Annotated in this window: 13 protein-coding genes; 7 read left to right on the top strand and 6 right to left on the bottom strand. The window is 68.9% G+C overall.

All coding sequences use genetic code 11. The annotated features are described in order from the left end of the window. Nucleotides 1-5: 5 nt before the first annotated feature. The 3 genes from OCEPR_RS06150 to OCEPR_RS06160 are packed head-to-tail and all read right to left on the bottom strand — an operon-like array spanning nucleotide 6 to nucleotide 3,492. The gene (locus tag OCEPR_RS06150; protein ID WP_013457846.1) at nucleotides 6-896 is read right to left on the bottom strand and encodes an isoaspartyl peptidase/L-asparaginase family protein; all 891 of its coding nucleotides are present in this window, start codon (nucleotides 894-896) and stop codon (nucleotides 6-8) included. Beyond that, on the bottom strand, nucleotides 884-1,327 hold the full coding sequence (locus tag OCEPR_RS13025) for a hypothetical protein (protein ID WP_013457847.1): 444 nt from the start codon (nucleotides 1,325-1,327) through the stop codon (nucleotides 884-886). Before OCEPR_RS13025 ends, OCEPR_RS06150 begins: the two co-directional genes overlap by 13 nt. A 5-nt stretch (nucleotides 1,328-1,332) precedes the next feature. Beyond that, complete coding sequence (locus OCEPR_RS06160) at nucleotides 1,333-3,492, bottom strand: ATP-dependent helicase (RefSeq protein WP_013457848.1); 2,160 nt, start codon at nucleotides 3,490-3,492, stop codon at nucleotides 1,333-1,335. A 45-nt stretch (nucleotides 3,493-3,537) separates the two neighbouring features. Here OCEPR_RS06160 and OCEPR_RS06165 point away from each other — a divergent pair, with 45 nt between their 5' ends. Next, nucleotides 3,538-4,935: a phosphohexomutase domain-containing protein gene (locus OCEPR_RS06165; RefSeq protein WP_013457849.1), complete on the top strand. Its 1,398-nt coding sequence runs from the start codon at nucleotides 3,538-3,540 to the stop codon at nucleotides 4,933-4,935. 137 nt (nucleotides 4,936-5,072) lie between these two features. Here the strand turns inward: OCEPR_RS06165 and OCEPR_RS06170 are convergent, their stop codons facing one another. The 3 genes from OCEPR_RS06170 to OCEPR_RS06180 form a co-directional block, all read right to left on the bottom strand. Continuing rightward, nucleotides 5,073-6,080 carry a lipocalin-like domain-containing protein gene (locus OCEPR_RS06170; RefSeq protein WP_013457850.1) on the bottom strand — a complete coding sequence of 336 codons (1,008 nt, stop codon included), beginning with the start codon at nucleotides 6,078-6,080 and terminating at the stop codon, nucleotides 5,073-5,075. Between the two features lie 61 nt (nucleotides 6,081-6,141). Continuing rightward, complete coding sequence (locus OCEPR_RS06175; RefSeq protein WP_013457851.1) at nucleotides 6,142-7,002, bottom strand: 2-oxoacid:ferredoxin oxidoreductase subunit beta; 861 nt, start codon at nucleotides 7,000-7,002, stop codon at nucleotides 6,142-6,144. 1 nt (nucleotide 7,003) lies between these two features. Then, on the bottom strand, nucleotides 7,004-8,779 hold the full coding sequence (locus OCEPR_RS06180; protein WP_013457852.1) for a 2-oxoacid:acceptor oxidoreductase subunit alpha: 1,776 nt from the start codon (nucleotides 8,777-8,779) through the stop codon (nucleotides 7,004-7,006). Nucleotides 8,780-8,910: 131 nt separating this feature from the next. Between OCEPR_RS06180 and OCEPR_RS06185 the strand changes: the two genes are divergently transcribed. The 6 genes from OCEPR_RS06185 (at nucleotide 8,911) to murJ (ending at nucleotide 17,181) form a co-directional block, all read left to right on the top strand. Then, on the top strand, nucleotides 8,911-9,669 hold the full coding sequence (locus OCEPR_RS06185; protein ID WP_013457853.1) for a TatD family hydrolase: 759 nt from the start codon (nucleotides 8,911-8,913) through the stop codon (nucleotides 9,667-9,669). After that, nucleotides 9,663-10,829 carry a tRNA uracil 4-sulfurtransferase ThiI gene (gene thiI / locus OCEPR_RS06190; RefSeq protein ID WP_013457854.1) on the top strand — a complete coding sequence of 389 codons (1,167 nt, stop codon included), beginning with the start codon at nucleotides 9,663-9,665 and terminating at the stop codon, nucleotides 10,827-10,829. Before OCEPR_RS06185 ends, thiI begins: the two co-directional genes overlap by 7 nt. 45 nt (nucleotides 10,830-10,874) lie before the next feature. Next, complete coding sequence (locus OCEPR_RS06195) at nucleotides 10,875-12,176, top strand: phospholipase D-like domain-containing protein (RefSeq protein ID WP_013457855.1); 1,302 nt, start codon at nucleotides 10,875-10,877, stop codon at nucleotides 12,174-12,176. After that, nucleotides 12,173-12,478 carry a hypothetical protein gene (locus OCEPR_RS06200; RefSeq protein ID WP_013457856.1) on the top strand — a complete coding sequence of 102 codons (306 nt, stop codon included), beginning with the start codon at nucleotides 12,173-12,175 and terminating at the stop codon, nucleotides 12,476-12,478. Before OCEPR_RS06195 ends, OCEPR_RS06200 begins: the two co-directional genes overlap by 4 nt. A 131-nt stretch (nucleotides 12,479-12,609) precedes the next feature. After that, on the top strand, nucleotides 12,610-13,884 hold the full coding sequence (gene aspS / locus OCEPR_RS06205) for an aspartate--tRNA(Asn) ligase (protein WP_013457857.1): 1,275 nt from the start codon (nucleotides 12,610-12,612) through the stop codon (nucleotides 13,882-13,884). 1,821 nt (nucleotides 13,885-15,705) lie between these two features. After that, on the top strand, nucleotides 15,706-17,181 hold the full coding sequence (murJ, locus tag OCEPR_RS06210; RefSeq protein ID WP_013457858.1) for a murein biosynthesis integral membrane protein MurJ: 1,476 nt from the start codon (nucleotides 15,706-15,708) through the stop codon (nucleotides 17,179-17,181). Nucleotides 17,182-17,194 lie beyond the last annotated feature (13 nt).

Consider the following 17,194-nt stretch of genomic DNA (forward strand, 5'->3'; position numbering starts at 1 on the left):
CACGGTCACGCGCCCGGAGCGATCTGGGCGCCCTCGCCGGCCTGCGTGCGCCAAGCCACGCTCATCTCGGGGGTCGTGTGGTGCCAGGCCAGGCGGCCCTGCGCGTCCACGAGGATCAGGCCCCCGGCTCCGCCCAAGCGCGCGACCGCCTCCAGGGCCGTACGCACCGCCCGTTCGGGGGGTGCGTCGCGCAGCGCGCCGGCGGCGCGGTAGGCCGCCAGCGCCCGGGCGAAGTACTCCCCGTGCCCCGTGGCGCTGACCGCCCCCAGCCCCGCCTCGGCGTAGGTTCCGGCGCCCGGCAGCGGGGTGTCGCCGACGCGCCCGACCCGCTGGTCGACCATCCCCCCGGTGGAGGTGGCCGCCGCCAATCGGCCCGCGGCGTCCAGGGCCACCGCGCCCACGGTGCCCGAACGCTCCTCCAGCGCGCGCCGGCGGGCCAGCGACCAGCGGCGCCGTTGGCGCTCGGTCACGAGCTCGCCGGGATCGCATGCGGGGATGCCGCGCTCGCGCGCGAAGCGGCTCGCCCCCTCACCGACCAGCAGGACGTGTTCGGAGCGCAGCACTTCGGCGGCCAGCAGCACCGGGTTCTTGACGTCGCGCACCGCAGCGACGGCGCCGAAGCCCAGGTCCTCGCCGTCCATGACGGCGGCGTCCAGCTCGGCGAAACCGTCGCGGTTCAGGGCCGCGCCGGTGCCGGCGTTGAAGAGGGGGTCGTCCTCGAGCCGACGCACGGCCTCGAGCACCGCCTCCAGCGCGGTTGCGCCCTGTTCGAGCAACGCCCAGGCCGCGTCGCGTGCGCGCACCACCCCGGCGACGCGGTCGTCCCGGCCCGACGCCTCGACGCGCCCCGCGCCGCCGTGGACCAAAAGCGCGGGCCCGCCGCCTACCAACGCCACACCATCCCCAGGCCGGCGCGCGTGTAGGGTGCCGCGCCGTAGTTGTAGCTGAACTCGGCGTAGGGCCGGGCCTGGCCGACGTTGAGGGCCAGCCCCAGGGTCACGACGGCGTACGACTCCGAACCGACATCCATCACGAACCCCCCCTCCGAAGGGAGCCGCGCGATCATCGTCGCGGCCCCCGCGGCCGCGTAGGGCTCGAGCAAACGCCGCCCCCAGGGGCGGTAGAGCAGGTCGAGCCCGCCCATCAGCCCCCCGCGCTCGCCAAAGAGCAGGCGGCCGCGGGCGGCCAGCGGCTGCCCTTCGATGTAAAAACCCAACACTCCGGAATACCCGCCCAGCACCATGTTCCTGCCGACGGCCAGATCCAACCCGCCCGCGGCCCACGCGGACGCAAACAGGAGCAGCAGCCCAATCCCGTACCTTTTCACGAGCTCTATTCTATGCGCTCGAGCCCCGCGTACTTGACCAAGAGCCGCTTGAGCCCCGCCTCGGCGAAGTGCACCGTGACCTCCTGGCGCGCCCCCTCGCCGCTGGTGGCCACCACCGTGCCCTCGCCGTAGCGCGGGTGGCGCACCTTCTCGCCGCCGCGGAAGCCCGAAGCCGACCCCTTCGCGGCGCGGTTGACCGGGGCGCTCGAGAGCGGCGCGGGTGCGGGCTCGTGGGCGTCGCCGAAGGGGCCCACGGGCTTCAGGAAGTCTTCGGGAATCTCCTCGAGGAAGCGGCTCGGCCGCACCCGCTCGCGCTGGCCCCAGGTCTCGCGCTCTTCGGAAAGCGTGAGGTAGAGGCGCTCCTGGGCGCGGGTGATGCCCACGTAGAGGAGCCGCCGCTCCTCCTCGATCTCGGCGTCCGAGCCCAGGCTGGAGCGGTGGGGCAGGAGCCCCTCCTCCACCCCCACGACGAAGACGACCGGAAACTCCAGCCCCTTGGCGTTGTGCAGCGTCATCAGCGTGACCGACTTCTCGGGCGCGGCGTTCGGCTCTTCGGCCCGGGCGGTCAGGGCGATCTCGTCGAGGAACTCGGCCACGCTGCCGCCGTGCTCCTCCTCCCACTCGGCCGCGGCGCGCAACAGCTCCTCCAGGTTCTCCAGCCGCGGCTCGCTGTCGCCCTCGCGCCGCAGCATCTCGCTGTAACCGGTCTCGGCCAGGACGAGCCGCAGGAAGGCCTCGGGCCCGGTGCCTTCGGCGGCTTCCCGGAGCGTGGTCAGCAGGTCGGTGAACTTCGCCACCGCCGCCGCCTGGCGCGCCGCCAGCAGCTCCCCGGCTCGGTGGGCGGCCTCGAGCAGGCTCACGCCCTGCGCCTGCGCCCAGGCGGCGAGCTTGCCCACCGAGGCGGCGCCCACCCCCCGGGCCGGCACGTTGATGACGCGCCGCAGCGCCACGTCGTCGGCCGGGTTGACGGCCAGGCGGGCGTAGGCGAGCACGTCCTTGACCTCGCGGCGCTCGTAGAAACCCACGCCGCCCACGATGCGGGCCGGCAGGTTGAGGCGCCGGAAGGCCTCCTCGAGCACCCGCGACTGGGCGTTGGTGCGGTAGAGCACGGCGAAGTCGTCGAGGGCGCGCTCGCCGGCCAGCCGCGCCACCTCGCGCGCCACGAAGGCGGCCTCTTCGCGGTGGTCCGGGGCGCGGTAGAGGCGCACCGGCTCGCCGGCGGGCTTCACCGGCCTCAGCGTCTTCTCGAGGCGCTGCTGGTTTCGCTCGATCAGGGCGTTGGCCACCCGCAGGATCGCCGCGGTGGAACGGTAGTTCGCCTCCAGGCGGTAGACGACCGCTCCGCGGTAGTCGCGCTCGAAGCCGAGGATGTTCTGGATGTCGGCGTTGCGGAAGCCGTAGATCGACTGGTCCGGATCGCCCACCACCATCAGGTTGGCCTCGTCCCCGGCGAGCAGCTTGGTCAGCCGGTACTGGGCGGGGTTGGTGTCCTGGTACTCGTCCACGTGGATGAAGCGCGCCCGCTGCCGCACGGCCTCCAGGGCCTCGGGGTGGCGTTCGAAGAGCTCGATCGTGCGCAGCAGCAGGTCGTTGAAGTCGACGGCGTTGTTCTCGGCGAGGCGCTGCTGGTAGCGCGCGTACACCTCGGCCATCTGCTGCTTGGTGAGGCCGCCCACCCAGTCGTCAGCGTGGGCCAGGAACTCGTCGACCGACCACATGCGGTTCTTGATGCGGTCGAGGACCGCGCGCACGTAGGTGGGGCGCGCCTCGAGCCCCAGCGAACCCAGCACCTCCTTGAGCAGCACCCGCTGGTCGTCGTCGTCGTAGACGACGAAACCCGGCTTCAGCCCGATGCGCTCGCCGTAGCGGCGCAGGATGCGCAGGCTGGCGGAGTGGAAGGTGCTCACCCACAGCTCGCCGGCCGCGCGCCCCACCATCCGCGAAAGCCGCTCGCGCATCTCGCCCGCGGCCTTGTTGGTGAAGGTCACGGCCAGCACCTCGGCCGGGTAGACCTCGCGCTCGGCCAGCAGGTAGGCGACCCGGTGCACCACCGTCCGGGTCTTGCCCGAACCGGCCCCGGCGATCACCAGCGCCGGGCCCAGGAAGTGCTGCACCGCGGCTTGTTGTTGTTCGTTGAGGGAGGAGAGGAGGTCGCGCGCAGACACGCCGAACAGTTTATCAGCTCGCCCGCCCCGCGGTAGGATGAGGCCATGGACGAGCTCCGCTTCGGAACCGACGGCTGGCGCGACGTCATCGCCGACCGCTACACCTTCGCCAACGTCGCCCGGGTGGCCCAGGCCACCGCGGACTACGTGAAGTCGGTCGGCGGCGCGCGCGTGGTCGTCGGCCACGACACCCGCTTTCTCTCGGAACGCTTCGCCGCGCACGCGGCGGCCATCCTCGCCGCGAACGGCCTCGAGGCCCTGCTGGCCGCCCGCTACCTGCCCACGCCGGTCACCTCGTTCGCGGTGGTGCACGAAGAGGCCGCCGCCGGGGTGATGATCACCGCGAGCCACAACCCGCCGGAGTACAACGGCTACAAGCTCAAGGGGCCCTACGGCGGTTCGGCCACCCCCGAGATCTACGAGGGCATGATCCAGCGCCTCGACGCCAACCCCCCGGCGCCTCCCAGGCCGGAGGCGGTGCAGCGCTTCGACCTGCGCGAGGCCTACTACGAACGGCTCGCCCGGCTCGTGGACTTGAGCGCCCTCAAGAACTACTCCGGCGCGCTCTACCACGACGCCATGGGCGGGGCCGGCGGCGGCTGGCTCGCCGGCTTCGTGAAACACGCGGGGCTGGCGCTCGACCTGCGCGAGCTCCACGGCGTGCCCCATCCCCTCTTCTATGGCGTTCACCCCGAGCCCATCCCCCAGAACCTGGTCACCCTGCGCGCGGTGATGAGCGCCGAGCCGGACCCGGTCTTCGCCGCGGTCACCGACGGCGACGCCGACCGCATCGGCGCGGTGCTCGCGGGCGGGGTCTACTTCAACAGCCACCAGATCTTCGCGGTGTTGCTGCACCACCTCTACCGCAAGGGCCTGCGCGGGCGGGTGGTCAAGACCTTCTCGGTCTCGCAAGTGGTGGACCGGCTGGCCGAGAAGCTGGGGCTCGAGGTCGTGACCACGCCCGTCGGCTTCAAGTACATCACCGACGAGTTCCTGAAGGGCGACGTGCTCATCGGCGGCGAGGAGTCGGGGGGCATCGGGGTGGCCGGCCACATCCCCGAGCGCGACGGCATCCTCAACGCCCTTCTGCTGCTCGAAAGCGTGGTGACCACCGACAAGAGCCTGGGCGAACAGTTCGCCGAGATCGAAGAGCTCGTGGGGCTGAAGCACGCCTTCGACCGCCTGGACCTGAAGGTGGCGAGCCCCGAGGCGCGCGACGGCGTGATGAAGCGCCTGGGCGAGGCGCCGCCCGAGCGCGTGGGGCGGTTCAAGGTCGAACGGGTGGAAACCCTGGACGGCGTCAAGCTCCACCTCGAAGGCGGCGCCTGGCTGCTCTTCCGCCCCTCGGGCACCGAACCGCTGTTGCGCATCTACTGCGAGGCCGAGGACCCCGGCACCGTGAAGCGCATCCTCAAGGAAGCGCGCAAGCTCGTCGGGGCCTGACGTTTCCCCGGCCGCGAAAAAGGCGGGCCGGCCCGCCTTTTTCGCGGGTTCGTGAAACCTTGGACGCCTACCCGTTCGTGATTTATTTCCCTTGTTGAACAACACGAACTCCACGGGCCCTACCCGACCATGGGGATTCAGCGGCGGTAACGGCCGCCCACGAACTCGCCCATCCCCCAGACGCGCACGTCCTCGCCGAACCAGGTGCCCGAGCCCTCGACCGGGCCCTCCCAGTAGGCCACGGGAAGGCCGGGGGGCCGGATCTCCTGCGCCAGGCGCAGCGGCTCGAGCTCCAGTCGCCAGCCCTCCCCTTCCACCCGCCAGGCCACCGCGTAGCGCAGGCCCGTGACCGGCGAGGTCCAGTAGGCGAGCGGCTCCATCCGCACCCCGTCGAGCCGGGTGGCCCGGCCCAGGGGGTCCACACGGGTGGCGTGCAGCACCTTGAGGTTGCCCTGGACGTCGCGGATGCGGTAGAGCATCAGGTCGTCGCCGTTCGAAAGGTGGACGCCGTACCAGTCCCACAGCGCGGCCACGCCGCTCATCTGCTCGCCCCACTGGTGGTCGATCCAGGCGGTGCCGCGAACCTCGCGCCCCAGGACGGTGCCGCGCAGTTCGGCGCGGGTGTAGGAAACGTAGTACATGCGGCCGGTCTCGGCCGTGCCCGACCAGCCCGGGGGGTGGACCACGGACGGCTTGGTCGGCGTCAGGGTCACGTCCACCGAACCGGCCTGCAGGCGGAACCCCTCGGGGGTGCGCTGGAAACGCCAGCCGTCGAGGTCGAGGTAGAGCGGGTTCGCGCGCACCTCCGCGCGCAGCTCGGGGAAGTCGTGGCGCTCCTGAAAGTCGAAGCGGTCCGCGCGCAGGTCGGTGACGGCCAGGTGCTCGCTGGCGAAGGGGTACGGGAAGACCGCCCGCGCCGGCAACCCCAGGACCCGGTAGCCTTCGGGGGCGTAGTACTTGAAGAAGGCCCAGTGGAAGGCCAGTTCCTGTTCGGGCAGGTAGGCCGAGACGTACCACCACTCGATCGGGGCCGGCTGCGGGTCCCACTGTTCGGGGCTCGGCGGCCGCGAGGGGTCCACGCCCTGCAGGCGTGGGGCGCAGGCGACGAGGCCGAGCAGGAGCAATCCGGCGAGTGCGCGCTTCATGCCCGCAGCATACCGAAAGCGAGCCCCGCCGGGCGGCGGGGCTCGCAGGGGCTGCGCGCGGCTAGCGGAAGACCTCGATCAGCTCGGTGGTGCTTTCGAAGCTGCGGCGCTCGAGCGCCTTCTTGCGCGCTTCCTCGGCCACGCCCTCGAGCGTGGGCACGCCCTCGACCTTGTAGATCACGCCCAGGGGCACCTTGTCGGTCCACTGGGTGACCTCGTGGGCCTGGTTCCAGTCGCTGGGGTCGTGGCTCTCGTCGAGGTAGACGCCGTGTTCGCGGATGACGTTGAACTCCTGGCGGCCGCGGAAGGTCACGCAGGGGCTCTTGACGTTCACCAGGGCGAAGCCCTTGTGCCGGGTGGCCTGGACGATGAGGTCGCGCAGGTGCTTGACGTTGCCCGAGAAGCCCTGGGCAATGAAGGTGGCCCCCAGCTCGAGCGCCAGCGCCAGCGGGTTGAGCGGACGCTCGGGGTTGCCCTGCGGGGTCGACTTGGTCACGTCGCCGTGGGGCGTGGTCGGCGAGACCTGGCCCTTGGTGAGGCCGTAGATGTGGTTGTCCATCACGATGTAGGTGATGTCGGGGTTGCGGCGAATCGTGTGGACGAAGTGGTTGGTGCCGATCGAGTAGCCGTCGCCGTCGCCGCCCGCGGCCCAGACGGTCAGCTCGGGGCGGGCCAGCTTGGCGCCCGCGGCGATGGGCAGGGCGCGGCCGTGGATCGAGTTGAAGCCGTAGCTGTTGATGTAGCCGGCGATGCGGCTCGAGCAGCCGATGCCGGAGACGACCATCAGGTTCTCGGGCGGCAGCTGCAGCTCGGCGGCCGCCTGCTGCATGGCGTTGAGCACGCCGAAGTCGCCGCAGCCCGGACACCAGACGATGGGGACGGAGGTCTTGTAGTCCTTGGCGGTCAGCTTTACCGGTTCCATCTCAGGCCTCCTGGAGCGAGCCGAGCGCGGCCGCGTGTTCCTTGATGGTATCGAAGACTTCGCTCACCAACAGTGGGTTGGCGCCCGAACGCGCGTAGGAGTAGGTCTCCTTGGGCAGGCCGTCGTAGTAGGCGCGCAGGTAGCGGTAGAACTGTGCCCCGAAGGAGAGCTCCACCACGACGGCGCGCTTCACGCCCTTGAGGGCCTCGTCGAGGGCCTTTTCGGGGATCGGGTAGATGAGCTGGGGCACGATGGCCTTCACCTTGAGGCCCTGCTCCTGGGCGCGCTCGATGGCCTCGCGCACCGCGCCCTTGGAGGAACCCCAGGCCAGGATGGCGAGCTCGGCGTCCTCGTCGCCGTAGACGCGCACGAAACCCGACTCCTCGGCGATGAGGGGCAGCTTGCGGGCGCGCTTTTCGCTCATGACCTGGTGCAGGGTGCCGCTCGAAGTGGGGCGGCCGTCCTCGTGGTGCTCGAGGCCGCTGATGATGTGCTGCCCCCCGGGCATCCCGGGCACGGCCATGGGCGAGACGCCGGTGTCGGTGAGCTTGTAGCGCTTGTACTCCTTGAGGTCGTTCGGCTTGGCCAGCTGACGGCTGATCACCCGCTTGCGGGCGAAGAGCACGTCGGCTTCTACGGTCTCGCTGCGCTCCCCCAGGAACTGGTCGGAAAGGATGATGACCGGGATCTGGTACTTCTCGGCCAGGTAGAAGGCCTCGACGGCGACCTGGAAGTTGTCCTCCACGTCGCTGGGCGCGAGGACGACCCGGGGCACGTCGCCGTGGGTGCCGCCGACGGCCTGGAAGAGGTCGGCCTGCTCGCTCTTGGAGGGGATGCCGGTGGAGGGCCCTACGCGCTGGACGTTGACGACGACCAGGGGGATCTCCGCCATCGCCGCGAGGCCGAAGGCCTCCTGCTTCAGCGCGATGCCGGGGCCGCTCGAGGCCGTCATGGCCTGCTTGCCGGCCCAGCTGGCGCCGATCGCGTAGGTGATGGCCGCGATCTCGTCCTCGGTCTGCACCACGGCGCCGCCGAAGTGGGGCAGCCACTTGGAGAGGAACTCGAGGATGGGGCTCGCCGGGGTGATGGGGTAGCCGGCGAAGACCTTGACGCCGGCGTGGATGGCGCCGAAGGCCACCGCGTCGTCGCCGGTCATGACCAGCTTGGGCTCGCCCGAGCCCTCAGCGTCGAGGGCGACCTGGGTCCCCTGCGGCAGGTTCTCGTTGACCCAGGCCTTGCCCAGGTCGATCGCCTGCAGGTTCACCTGCGCGGCCTCGGGCTTGCGCTTGCCGAACTTCTTCATGACCGCGTCCTTGATGGCCTCGAGCGGGAGGCGCAACAGCTCGGAGATCACCCCCAAGGCCACCATGTTCTTGGTGAGGGGAACCTTGATCTCCTCGGCGGCCATCTTCTTGAAGGGCACCGCGATGTATTCGACCTCGAGGTCCGCGTCGATGGGAAACTCTTCGCGCGGGGTGGTGTCGGCCTCGTCGTAGAGGACCACCGCCCCCTTCCGCAGCTGGATCTCGTCGAGGAAGCGGTTGAAGTCCTTCCAGCTGAAGACGACCAGGAAGTCGACGTAGTCGCCCTGACTGTAGATGGGCCGGTCCGATATGCGAATCCGCGCCGAAGATTCTCCGCCGCGGATCTGAGGCCCGTAGGACTTGAGCATGAAGGCATGAAGACCCTTCCGGGCCGCGGCTTGGACGATGAAATCACCCGCGGTGATTACCCCGTCCCCACCCGAACCGGCGATGGCCAGCGTTACGTCTCGCATCTTACCCTCCGTAGGGTTGGGGCTCCGGCCCCAAAACCGCCGCTTATTCTAGCACTAGTTTTGTGAGCCTACGCATGGGAAATAAGCCCCTGGCCAGGGCGGTTAGACTTTTGTGCTACCCTACGTTCGGCATGACCGACACCCACGCCCACCTGGACCGCCTCGAAGCCCCCAACGAAGCCCTGGAGCGCGCCCGCGGCCTGCGCGCGGTGCTCAGCCTGGGCACCGAGCCCGCCAGCAGCGCGGCGGCGCTGGAGTTCGCCGAGGCCTGGCCCAACGTCTACGCCGGCGTGGGGCTCCACCCCACCGAGGCCGAAGCCTTCTCGGACGAGGTGACCGAACGGCTGCGCCCGCTCGCGGCGCACCCGCGCGTGCGCGCCAGCGGCGAGACGGGGATCGACTACTACTGGGACGCCGCCTCGCGCGAGGCCCAGCTGCGGGTGCTCGCCTTCCAGCTCGAGCTGGCGCTCGAACACGACCTGGTCATGGTCTTCCACGTGCGTTCCAAGGACGGCTCCGACGCCGCCGAGCGCGACCTCGAGGCCTGGCTTCGAGAGCACCGCCCGCCCCGCTTCGTGCTGCACGCCTTCGGCGGCGACCTGCGCCTCGCCGAGGCGGGGCTCGAGCTCGGGGGCTACGTCAGCTTCGCGGGTAACCTGACCTACAAGAAGAACGCCCACCTGCGCGAGGCCGCGGCCGCGCTGCCCGCGGACCGGCTGCTCGTCGAGACCGACAGCCCCTACCTGCCGCCGGTCCCCAAACGCGGCAAGAAGAACGAACCCGCCTACGTGCGCTACACCCTCGAGGCGCTGGCCCTCGCTCGCGGCGTCGCCTTCGAGGAGATGGAGCGCATCACCGACGAAAATGCCCGGAGGTTGTTCCGGTGGTAGAACCCGCGCGCTTCCTGGTCCACTACCACGAGATCGGGCTCAAGGGCAAGAACCGCCGTCACTTCGAGCAGTTGCTGGCCCAGCGCCTGCGCGACGCCCTGGGCCCGGAAGCGACGGTGCGGCTGCTGCACGGCCGCCTGCTCGTGGAGGCGGAGCCTGGTCGCGCGGACGAGGTCGGGGCGAGGCTGGCCCGCGTCTTCGGGGTGGCCTACTTCGCCCGGGTGCGCACCGCCCCGGTGGACTTCGACCGCGTCGCCGAGGTGGCGCTCGAGTTGATCGAAGCCCAGCCCGGCAGCTTCCGCGTGCGCGCCAAGCGCGCCAACAAGCGGCTGCCCTTCACCTCGCCCGAGGCCGAGCGCGCCATCGGCGCCCGCATCGTGGCCGCCACGGGCCGCCCGGTGCGCCTCAAGGGGGCCGACGTCGAGGTCTTCGTCGAGTTCTACGAGGACGAGGCCTGGGTCTACACCTCGGCCCAGCGCGTCCCCGGGCCCGGCGGCCTCCCCGTGGGCGCGAGCGGAAAGGTGGTCGTGCTCATCAGCGGCGGCATCGACTCCCCCGTCGCCGCCTGGCGCATGGCCAAGCGCGGCGCCCGGCCCGTCTACGTCCACTTCCACTCCTACCCCCACACCAGCCTCGACTCGCTGCGCAAGACCGTGGCCGAACTCGAGGTGCTGGCCCGCTGGCACGGCCCCGCGCGGCTCTACGTGGTGCCGCTCGCGGACGTGCAGGAGGAGATCTTCGCCCACAGCCCCGAGCGCTACCGCACCCTCCTCTACCGACGCTTCATGTACCGCATCGCCGAGCGCGCCGCCGAGCGCGAGGGCGCAGGCGCGCTGGTGACGGGCGACGCCTTGGGGCAGGTGGCGAGCCAGACTTTGGAGAACCTGCACGCCGTCGAACGGGCGGTCGCCATGACGGTGCTCCGCCCGCTCATCGGCATGGACAAGACCGAGGTGATCGCCGAGGCCCAGCGCATCGGCACCTACGAAATCTCGATCCAGCCCCAGCAAGACTGCTGCAGCTTCCTCGAGCCCAAACGCCCCGCCACCAAGAGCACCCCCGAGCAGCTCGACCGCGCCGAGGCGCGCCTGGACGTGCCCGCCCTGGTCGAAGCCGCCTGGAGCCGGGCCGAGCTGCGTCGGATCGAACCGGCCGATTAACCAACGCTTCCGAGCCCGCGGTCTAGAATGCCCTTAGGAGGATCCATGCGCGGACGCATCTTCGCCCTGCTCGCCCTGATTGGACTGGCCTTCGCCGCCCCCGGCCCCACGCTCTGGGTACAGCCCGACGACGGCGTAGAGCCCTTGATCCAGCTCATCGACGGCGCCGAGTCCTCGATCCGGCTCAAGATCTACCTCTGGACCCCCAGCCGCATGGACGTGGTCGAGGCCCTGGGCCGCGCGGTGGAGCGGGGCGTGAACGTGCGGGTGCTGATGGAGCGCGAACCCGCCGGCGGCCGCCCCAGCATGGAGGTGATCAGCGCGCTGCGCGACCGCGGCGTGGAGCTGCGCCTCTCCAAGCCCTTCCGCTTCGTCTTCGTCCACGAAAAGAGCATGGTCGTCGACGACCGCGTCGCCTGGTTCGGCAGCGGCAACCTCACCGGGTCCACCTTCAAGGCCAACCGCGAGTACATGCTCGTCACCGATCGCCCCGACTGGGTTGCCGAGATCGCCCGCGTCTTCGACGCCGACTGGCACGGCCAGCGCATCGACCTCTCGCAGGCCCGCCTCGTCTGGAGTCCGGACCGGGTCGTCCGCGGCGTGCGCGAGGGCAACGCCCGTGAGAAGGTGTTGGGCCTCATCCGCGGGGCGCGCTCCACCCTCTTCCTGGAACAGGCGGGCATGGTGGACGAAGAGGTCATCGCCGCCCTGGAGGACGCGGTGCGTCGCGGCGTCGACGTGCGCCTCGTCGGCAGCCCCGCCGACCCCAAGGAGAACACCTATTTCGTGCCAGGCGCCGAGCGGCTGCGCAAGGCGGGCGTGCGGCTGCGCTACCTCCCCAGCCCCTACGTGCACGCCAAGGTGATCGTCGCCGACGGCAACACCGCGCTCGTGGGCTCGATCAACATGAGCCAGAGCTCGATGAACGCCAACCGCGAGCTGGGTGCGATCCTCACCGCCGCGGGCGAGCCCGGGGCCTTCTTCCGGTTGCTGCGCACCATGGAGCGCGATTGGCGGAACGCCCGGCCCGACAACCCCTTCCTGCTGCCGCCGGTGGAAGGGGTGATCCCCTGGACCGAGGCGCCCAAGTACTACGGCCGCATCGTGACCGTGGAGGGTCGCATCGCCGCGGTCGAGAGCCGCACCGGCGTGGCCTTTCTGAAGTTCGAAGACACCCCCGACGCCTTTCGCCTGGTCTTCTTCCCGCGCGTCTACGGCCAGTTCGACCAGCCCTTCCCCGAGGCCTACCTGGGCAAGAAGGTGCGGGCCACCGGAAGGGTAAAGATTTACGCAGGCTATTACGAGATCATCATCAACGGCCCCAGCCAATTGGAGGTGCTGCCATGAGCCCGAAGACCGTATTGGACGACGCACGCAAGGTGTTGCAGGCATTGGATTACGAGGTCTGGGAGAACGAAGACGGCCTCGAGGCCGAGCGCCGCCAGGTGGGGCTGGTCTACCGGGTCTACTACGCCCCCTCGGGCGACCTCAAGCTGGAAAAGGTGCGCAGCAAGCCCGAGGAGGTGCGGGAGGCGCTGCTCGCGGACCACCACGGCCAGTTCGTGCGCCAGGAAGAGGTGCGCGAGTCGTTCTTCACCGTTTGCAAGCCGGGGGAGCTGCTCGAGCTGCTCAAGGCCTGGGAAGCTTGACCCATGCAAGAAATGCGCATACACTTGCATTAGCATGCGCGGCTTGCTGAATAACGACCGCTAGCGGGGGAACGTGGCCTTCCCCCCGGTTCCCTTTTGAACCGGGGGCTTTTTCGTGAAAGAGGACGACGATGGAACGAACGTTGACGAGCGAAGTACCGGGCAAGGTAGGCGAAGAGGTCGAGCTTCAGGGCTGGCTGCACTGGCGGCGCAACCTGGGGGGGATTCAGTTCATCCTCCTGCGCGACCGCAGCGGCATCGTGCAGGTGGTGCTCCCCGGCGGACTGAAGCTGCCCCTGCCCGAGTCGGCCGTGCGGGTGCGCGGCGTCGTGGTCCAAAACGACAAGGCCCCCGGAGGGTACGAGGTCCAGGCTGAGGATCTGGAGGTGCTGCAGCCCTCTCAGCAGCCCACGCCGGTGGAGATCCCCAAGGAAGAATGGCGCGCCAACCCCGAGACCCTGCTCACCTACCGCTACGTCACCCTGCGCGGCGAGAAGGCCCGGGCTCCGCTCAAGATCCAGTCGGCCCTGGTCCGCGGCTTCCGCAAGTACCTGGACAGCCAGGGCTTCACCGAGATCTTCACGCCCAAGCTGGTGCGCGCCGGCGCCGAGGGCGGGGCCAACCTCTTCGAGGTGGACTACTTCGGCGAGTCCGCATACCTGGCCCAGAGCCCCCAGCTCTACAAGCAGATCATGGTGGGCGTCTACGAGCGCGTCTACGAGGTGGCCCCGGTCTGGCGCGCCGAGGAACACGCCACCAGCCGCCACCTGAACGAATACCTGAGCCTCGACGTGGAGATGGGCTTCATCGACTCGGATGAGGACGTGATGGCGCTCGAGGAGGAGCTGGTGCGGGCAATGCTGGAAGAAACGGCCCAAACGGCGGGCCCGGAGCTCGCGCTCCTGGAGGTCGAGATGCCCAAGCTCCCGCGCGAGATCCCGCGGGTGCCCTACGCCGAGGCCAAACGCATCGTCAAGGAAGAGCTGGGACTGGGCATGGGCGCCGACCTCAACGACGAGGCCGAACGGGCCCTGGGGGCCTACTTTGCCGAGAAGTACGGCACCGACTTCGTCTTTATCGTCCAGTACCCCGAATCGGTGCGGCCCTTTTACACCTACCCCACCGGCGACGGCCTGACCCGCGGCTACGACCTGCTCTTCCGGGGGCTGGAGATCACCTCGGGCGGTCAGCGCATCCACGACCCGGACGTGATCGTGCAGCAGCTGGAAAAGAAGGGCATGGACCCTCAGCGCTTCCGCGACTACATTGAGGTCTTCAAGTACGGCATGCCCCCGCACGGCGGCTTCGCCATCGGCGCCGAGCGCTTCACGCAGAAGCTGATCGGCCTGCCCAACGTCCGCTACGCCCGCGCCTTCCCCCGCGATCGGCACCGGTTGGAGCCGTAAGGGCGGTGCATGGTGCGTGGTGCGTCGTAGCGGCGGACCTATGTGTCCGCCCGGCTTGTAAAAACAGGATGTGGGAGGTTGGATGTGGGAGGTAGGTTTTGTTTTTTAAAGGTATACAAGCGGGTTTGGCATAGTTTGTCAAAGCAAGAAACTAATTTTCTCACTCCCTACCCCCTACACCCTAGGCCCCGGCGAAGCCGACCAATCGGGGCCCATGCCGCGCCATGTCTCCACGGTTGAGTTTGCGGCTCCGTCACCCAACCATGCTTGCTGGCTAAAGGCTTGATTCGCGGCAGCCGAATCTCGGCTTATCGTCCAGCATGGACCCCGGATCAAGTCCGGGGCAGGCCCTGAATCGAGTTCAGGGCAGGCTCCCGGATCTCCCCCGGCTAGTTGCCTCGGCCGTCCGGGGATACGGGAAAACGGGAGGTAGGAGGTGGGGTGTGGGGTGTAGGTTTTGCTCAAAATAAGTCTGCTGGCGAGAGGTCGTGGGCGGAAGCTCGGATACGAAGCTTGATTTTCCCACCTCCCACCCCCTACAACCCACTTCCCGGCGAAGCCGACCCATCGGGCCCACGCCGCGGCATTGCCCCACGGTTTGGTCACCGCACGATGAAACGCCCTCCCCTAGGGGAGGGTCGGGGTGGGGGTTGTTGGCGCTAACGAAACCATCGCCCATCATTCGAATCGTGGCCAACCCACATCCCACCCCCGACCCCCTGCATCCTCAAAAAACAACCCCCCTCCGGCCTGCGGCCACCTCCCCCAAGGGGGAGGTAGAAAAGCCGTTCGTGGCATCGGGTACGCGGTATCGGGTAGACAGCAAGGACATGCCGACAGAGGCCGCCTGCTCTAAGAATGACGTCTCAAAACTGCCACTAAACAAGAACGAAGCGGTCAGCATGCTCTAAGCTCTGGATCCCCCGCTTTCGCGGGGGCAGGTACAGCTCGTGCAGGTCTACGACCTGCTTGGCTGGAATGACGTGCTAGCTAGCGGTAAAAAAGATTGTGGGGGCTCGCAAAATCAAATGCGACAAACTTTGGCAGCCAGAATGCCCGTCAATTTCATGCCCAGCCAAACGCTAGTAGCCATGGAACGCACTACGCTCCGACAGTCTTCTACTCCTCCCGTCATCCCAGGTGAGCGGCGAAGCCGCGCGACCACAGGTCCTGACCGAGTCACCAGCCCGTGACAGGGGTTGCGTCAACGTTCTGGAAAATCGGTTTGTGGTCCGTAGCCTTTGACCTGTGGCAGGCCGGTCTATGACAACGAAACGTCGGCTTTGCGCACGGCAAGGACCCCGGGTCACCAGCCCGTGACAGGGGTTGCGTCAACGTTCCGGAAAAGCAGAGTGGGGCTCGTGACCTGTGGAAAATCATCGCGCAGTACGTGGTACGTAGTACGCGGTAGGGGCGGGCCCGTGTGCCCGCCCGGCTTGTTTGGGGCCTGTAGCTCGTGGCTCGTAGCCTGTGGTAGGCCCGTCAACGGCAACGAAACGTCGGCTTTCTGCCCGGCACGGACCCCTGCTTTCGCAGGGGCAGGACCCGGATCGAGCCCGGAGCAAGCCCCGGATCGGATCGGGTGCGGGCCCAGAACCCCGATGCGCGCGTCGAGGCGATGAGGTGTGATCGTACGGCGCCCGCGAGATCCCGGATCTCGCCCCTCGGGGCTCGTCTGGGATGACGAAAAGGGAAAACCCTGTCGTTTCGTGAAAGGAAGCATTGCAAAGACGATCGACGGGCTGCAGCAGCGACAGAATAGACGTCCGGAACCGCGCTGCTGAACGGCTCGGGCGGCCCGGGTGCTATACTGAACCCGGTTTGAGTAAGAAACGCATCTTGCACAACACCCTCATCGTGATGGCGGGCACGCTGGCCAGCCGGGTGCTGGGGGTGGTGCGCCAGGGCGTGCTCAACAACTTTTTCGACAAGGCGCTCACCGACGCCTTTTTGGTGGCCTACCGGGTGCCCAACCTCTTCCGTGAGATCCTGGCCGAGGGGGCGGTGACCAACGCCCTCATCCCCGTTCTCGCCGAGCTGCCCGAAGGCGAGCGCGCGCGCTTCAAACGGCGGTTCGCCGCCTTCTTGCTGGGGGTGAACCTGCTGGTCGTGGGGCTGGGGGTGCTCTTCGCGCCGCAGCTGGCCGCGCTGCTGCTGGCGGCGGACACCCCGCTCGACCCCGGGCTCGTCACCTACCTGATCCGCCTGGTCATGCCCTTCCTGCTGGCCATCAGCATGTCCGCGCTCTTCGGGGCTTTCTTGCAGTCGGAAGAACGCTTCTTCGGCCCCAGCTTCGCGCCTTTGGCCTACAACGTCGCGGCGATCGCGGTGATGCTCGCCTGGCCGGGAAGCGCCACCGCCCTGGCCCTAGCCTACGTGCTGGGCGGTTTTCTGCAGGCGGCGGTGCAAATTCCCGCGCTCAAGGGGTTCGCGCTCGAGCTCGCCTGGCATCCCGCCATCCGCCAGGCCTCGTTGCTGATGGCCCCCTTCGTCTTCACCACCTCCACGCGCCAGTTCCTGATCGTCGTGCTCTACGCCCTCATCACCGGCATGCCCGAGGGGGCGGTGACCGGGTTCAGCAACGCCGACATGACCTACCTGATGGCGCTGGGGTTGTTCTCGGTCTCGCCGGCGACGGCGCTCTACCCGCGGCTTTCGGCGCTCGCCGCCGCGGGCGACGGCGCGGGGTTCGCGCGGCTCTTGGAACAGGGGCTCGAGCGGGTGGCCGTGCTGCTCGGCTGGTCGGGCGCACTGATGGCGGCGCTCGCGCCCTGGATCGTGGCCGTGCTCTTCGCCTGGAAGCCGGGTTTCGACGCCGACGTCTTCCGCTTCAGCGTCGAAGCGATGCGCGCCTTGGGATTGGCGCTGGTTCCCTGGGGGCTTTACAACCTCTACGTGCGGGGGTTGTACGCCCAGAAGCTGATCCGGGTGGCCGTCTTGATCAGCGCCGGCCTGCTCCTGCTCAACACCCTGGGGTACTACCTGCTCGTGCCCTACGGGATGTTCGTGCTCAACCTGGCGACGCTGGGGGCGGGACTGGTGGGGCTGGTGTGGATGGTGGTCCTGTACGGCCGGGAGAAGGTGCTCGAGCCCGCCCGGCAGGGCACGCTCGTCCTCAAGGTGACGCTCGCGATGCTGGCCGGCGGCTTCGCCGCGGCCTGGACGGCGGCGGGGGTGGGGCCGGCGCGCGACCTCGCGGTTTCGCTGCTTCCCTTGCTGGCGGGTGCGGCCGCGGGCAGCGCGGTCTATTTTCTGGCCGCCCGCCTTCTGGGTCTTCCCGTCCGCCTGGGGCGGTAGACGCACCTTCGCC

The sequence above is a fragment of the Oceanithermus profundus DSM 14977 genome (genome assembly GCF_000183745.1).
GTDB classification, from domain to species: Bacteria; Deinococcota; Deinococci; order Deinococcales; family Marinithermaceae; genus Oceanithermus; species Oceanithermus profundus.

Excerpts from the sequence above, each read along its gene's own strand:
- OCEPR_RS06165 (WP_013457849.1), top strand. The coding sequence starts at position 3,538 with ATGGACGAGCTCCGCTTCGGAACCGACGGCTGGCGCGACGTCATCGCC.
- OCEPR_RS06170 (WP_013457850.1), bottom strand. The coding sequence starts at position 6,080 with ATGAAGCGCGCACTCGCCGGATTGCTCCTGCTCGGCCTCGTCGCCTGC.
- OCEPR_RS06175 (WP_013457851.1), bottom strand. The coding sequence starts at position 7,002 with ATGGAACCGGTAAAGCTGACCGCCAAGGACTACAAGACCTCCGTCCCC.
- OCEPR_RS06180 (WP_013457852.1), bottom strand. The coding sequence starts at position 8,779 with ATGCGAGACGTAACGCTGGCCATCGCCGGTTCGGGTGGGGACGGGGTA.
- OCEPR_RS06185 (WP_013457853.1), top strand. The coding sequence starts at position 8,911 with ATGACCGACACCCACGCCCACCTGGACCGCCTCGAAGCCCCCAACGAA.
- OCEPR_RS06195 (WP_013457855.1), top strand. The coding sequence starts at position 10,875 with ATGCGCGGACGCATCTTCGCCCTGCTCGCCCTGATTGGACTGGCCTTC.
- OCEPR_RS06200 (WP_013457856.1), top strand. The coding sequence starts at position 12,173 with ATGAGCCCGAAGACCGTATTGGACGACGCACGCAAGGTGTTGCAGGCA.
- aspS (WP_013457857.1), top strand. The coding sequence starts at position 12,610 with ATGGAACGAACGTTGACGAGCGAAGTACCGGGCAAGGTAGGCGAAGAG.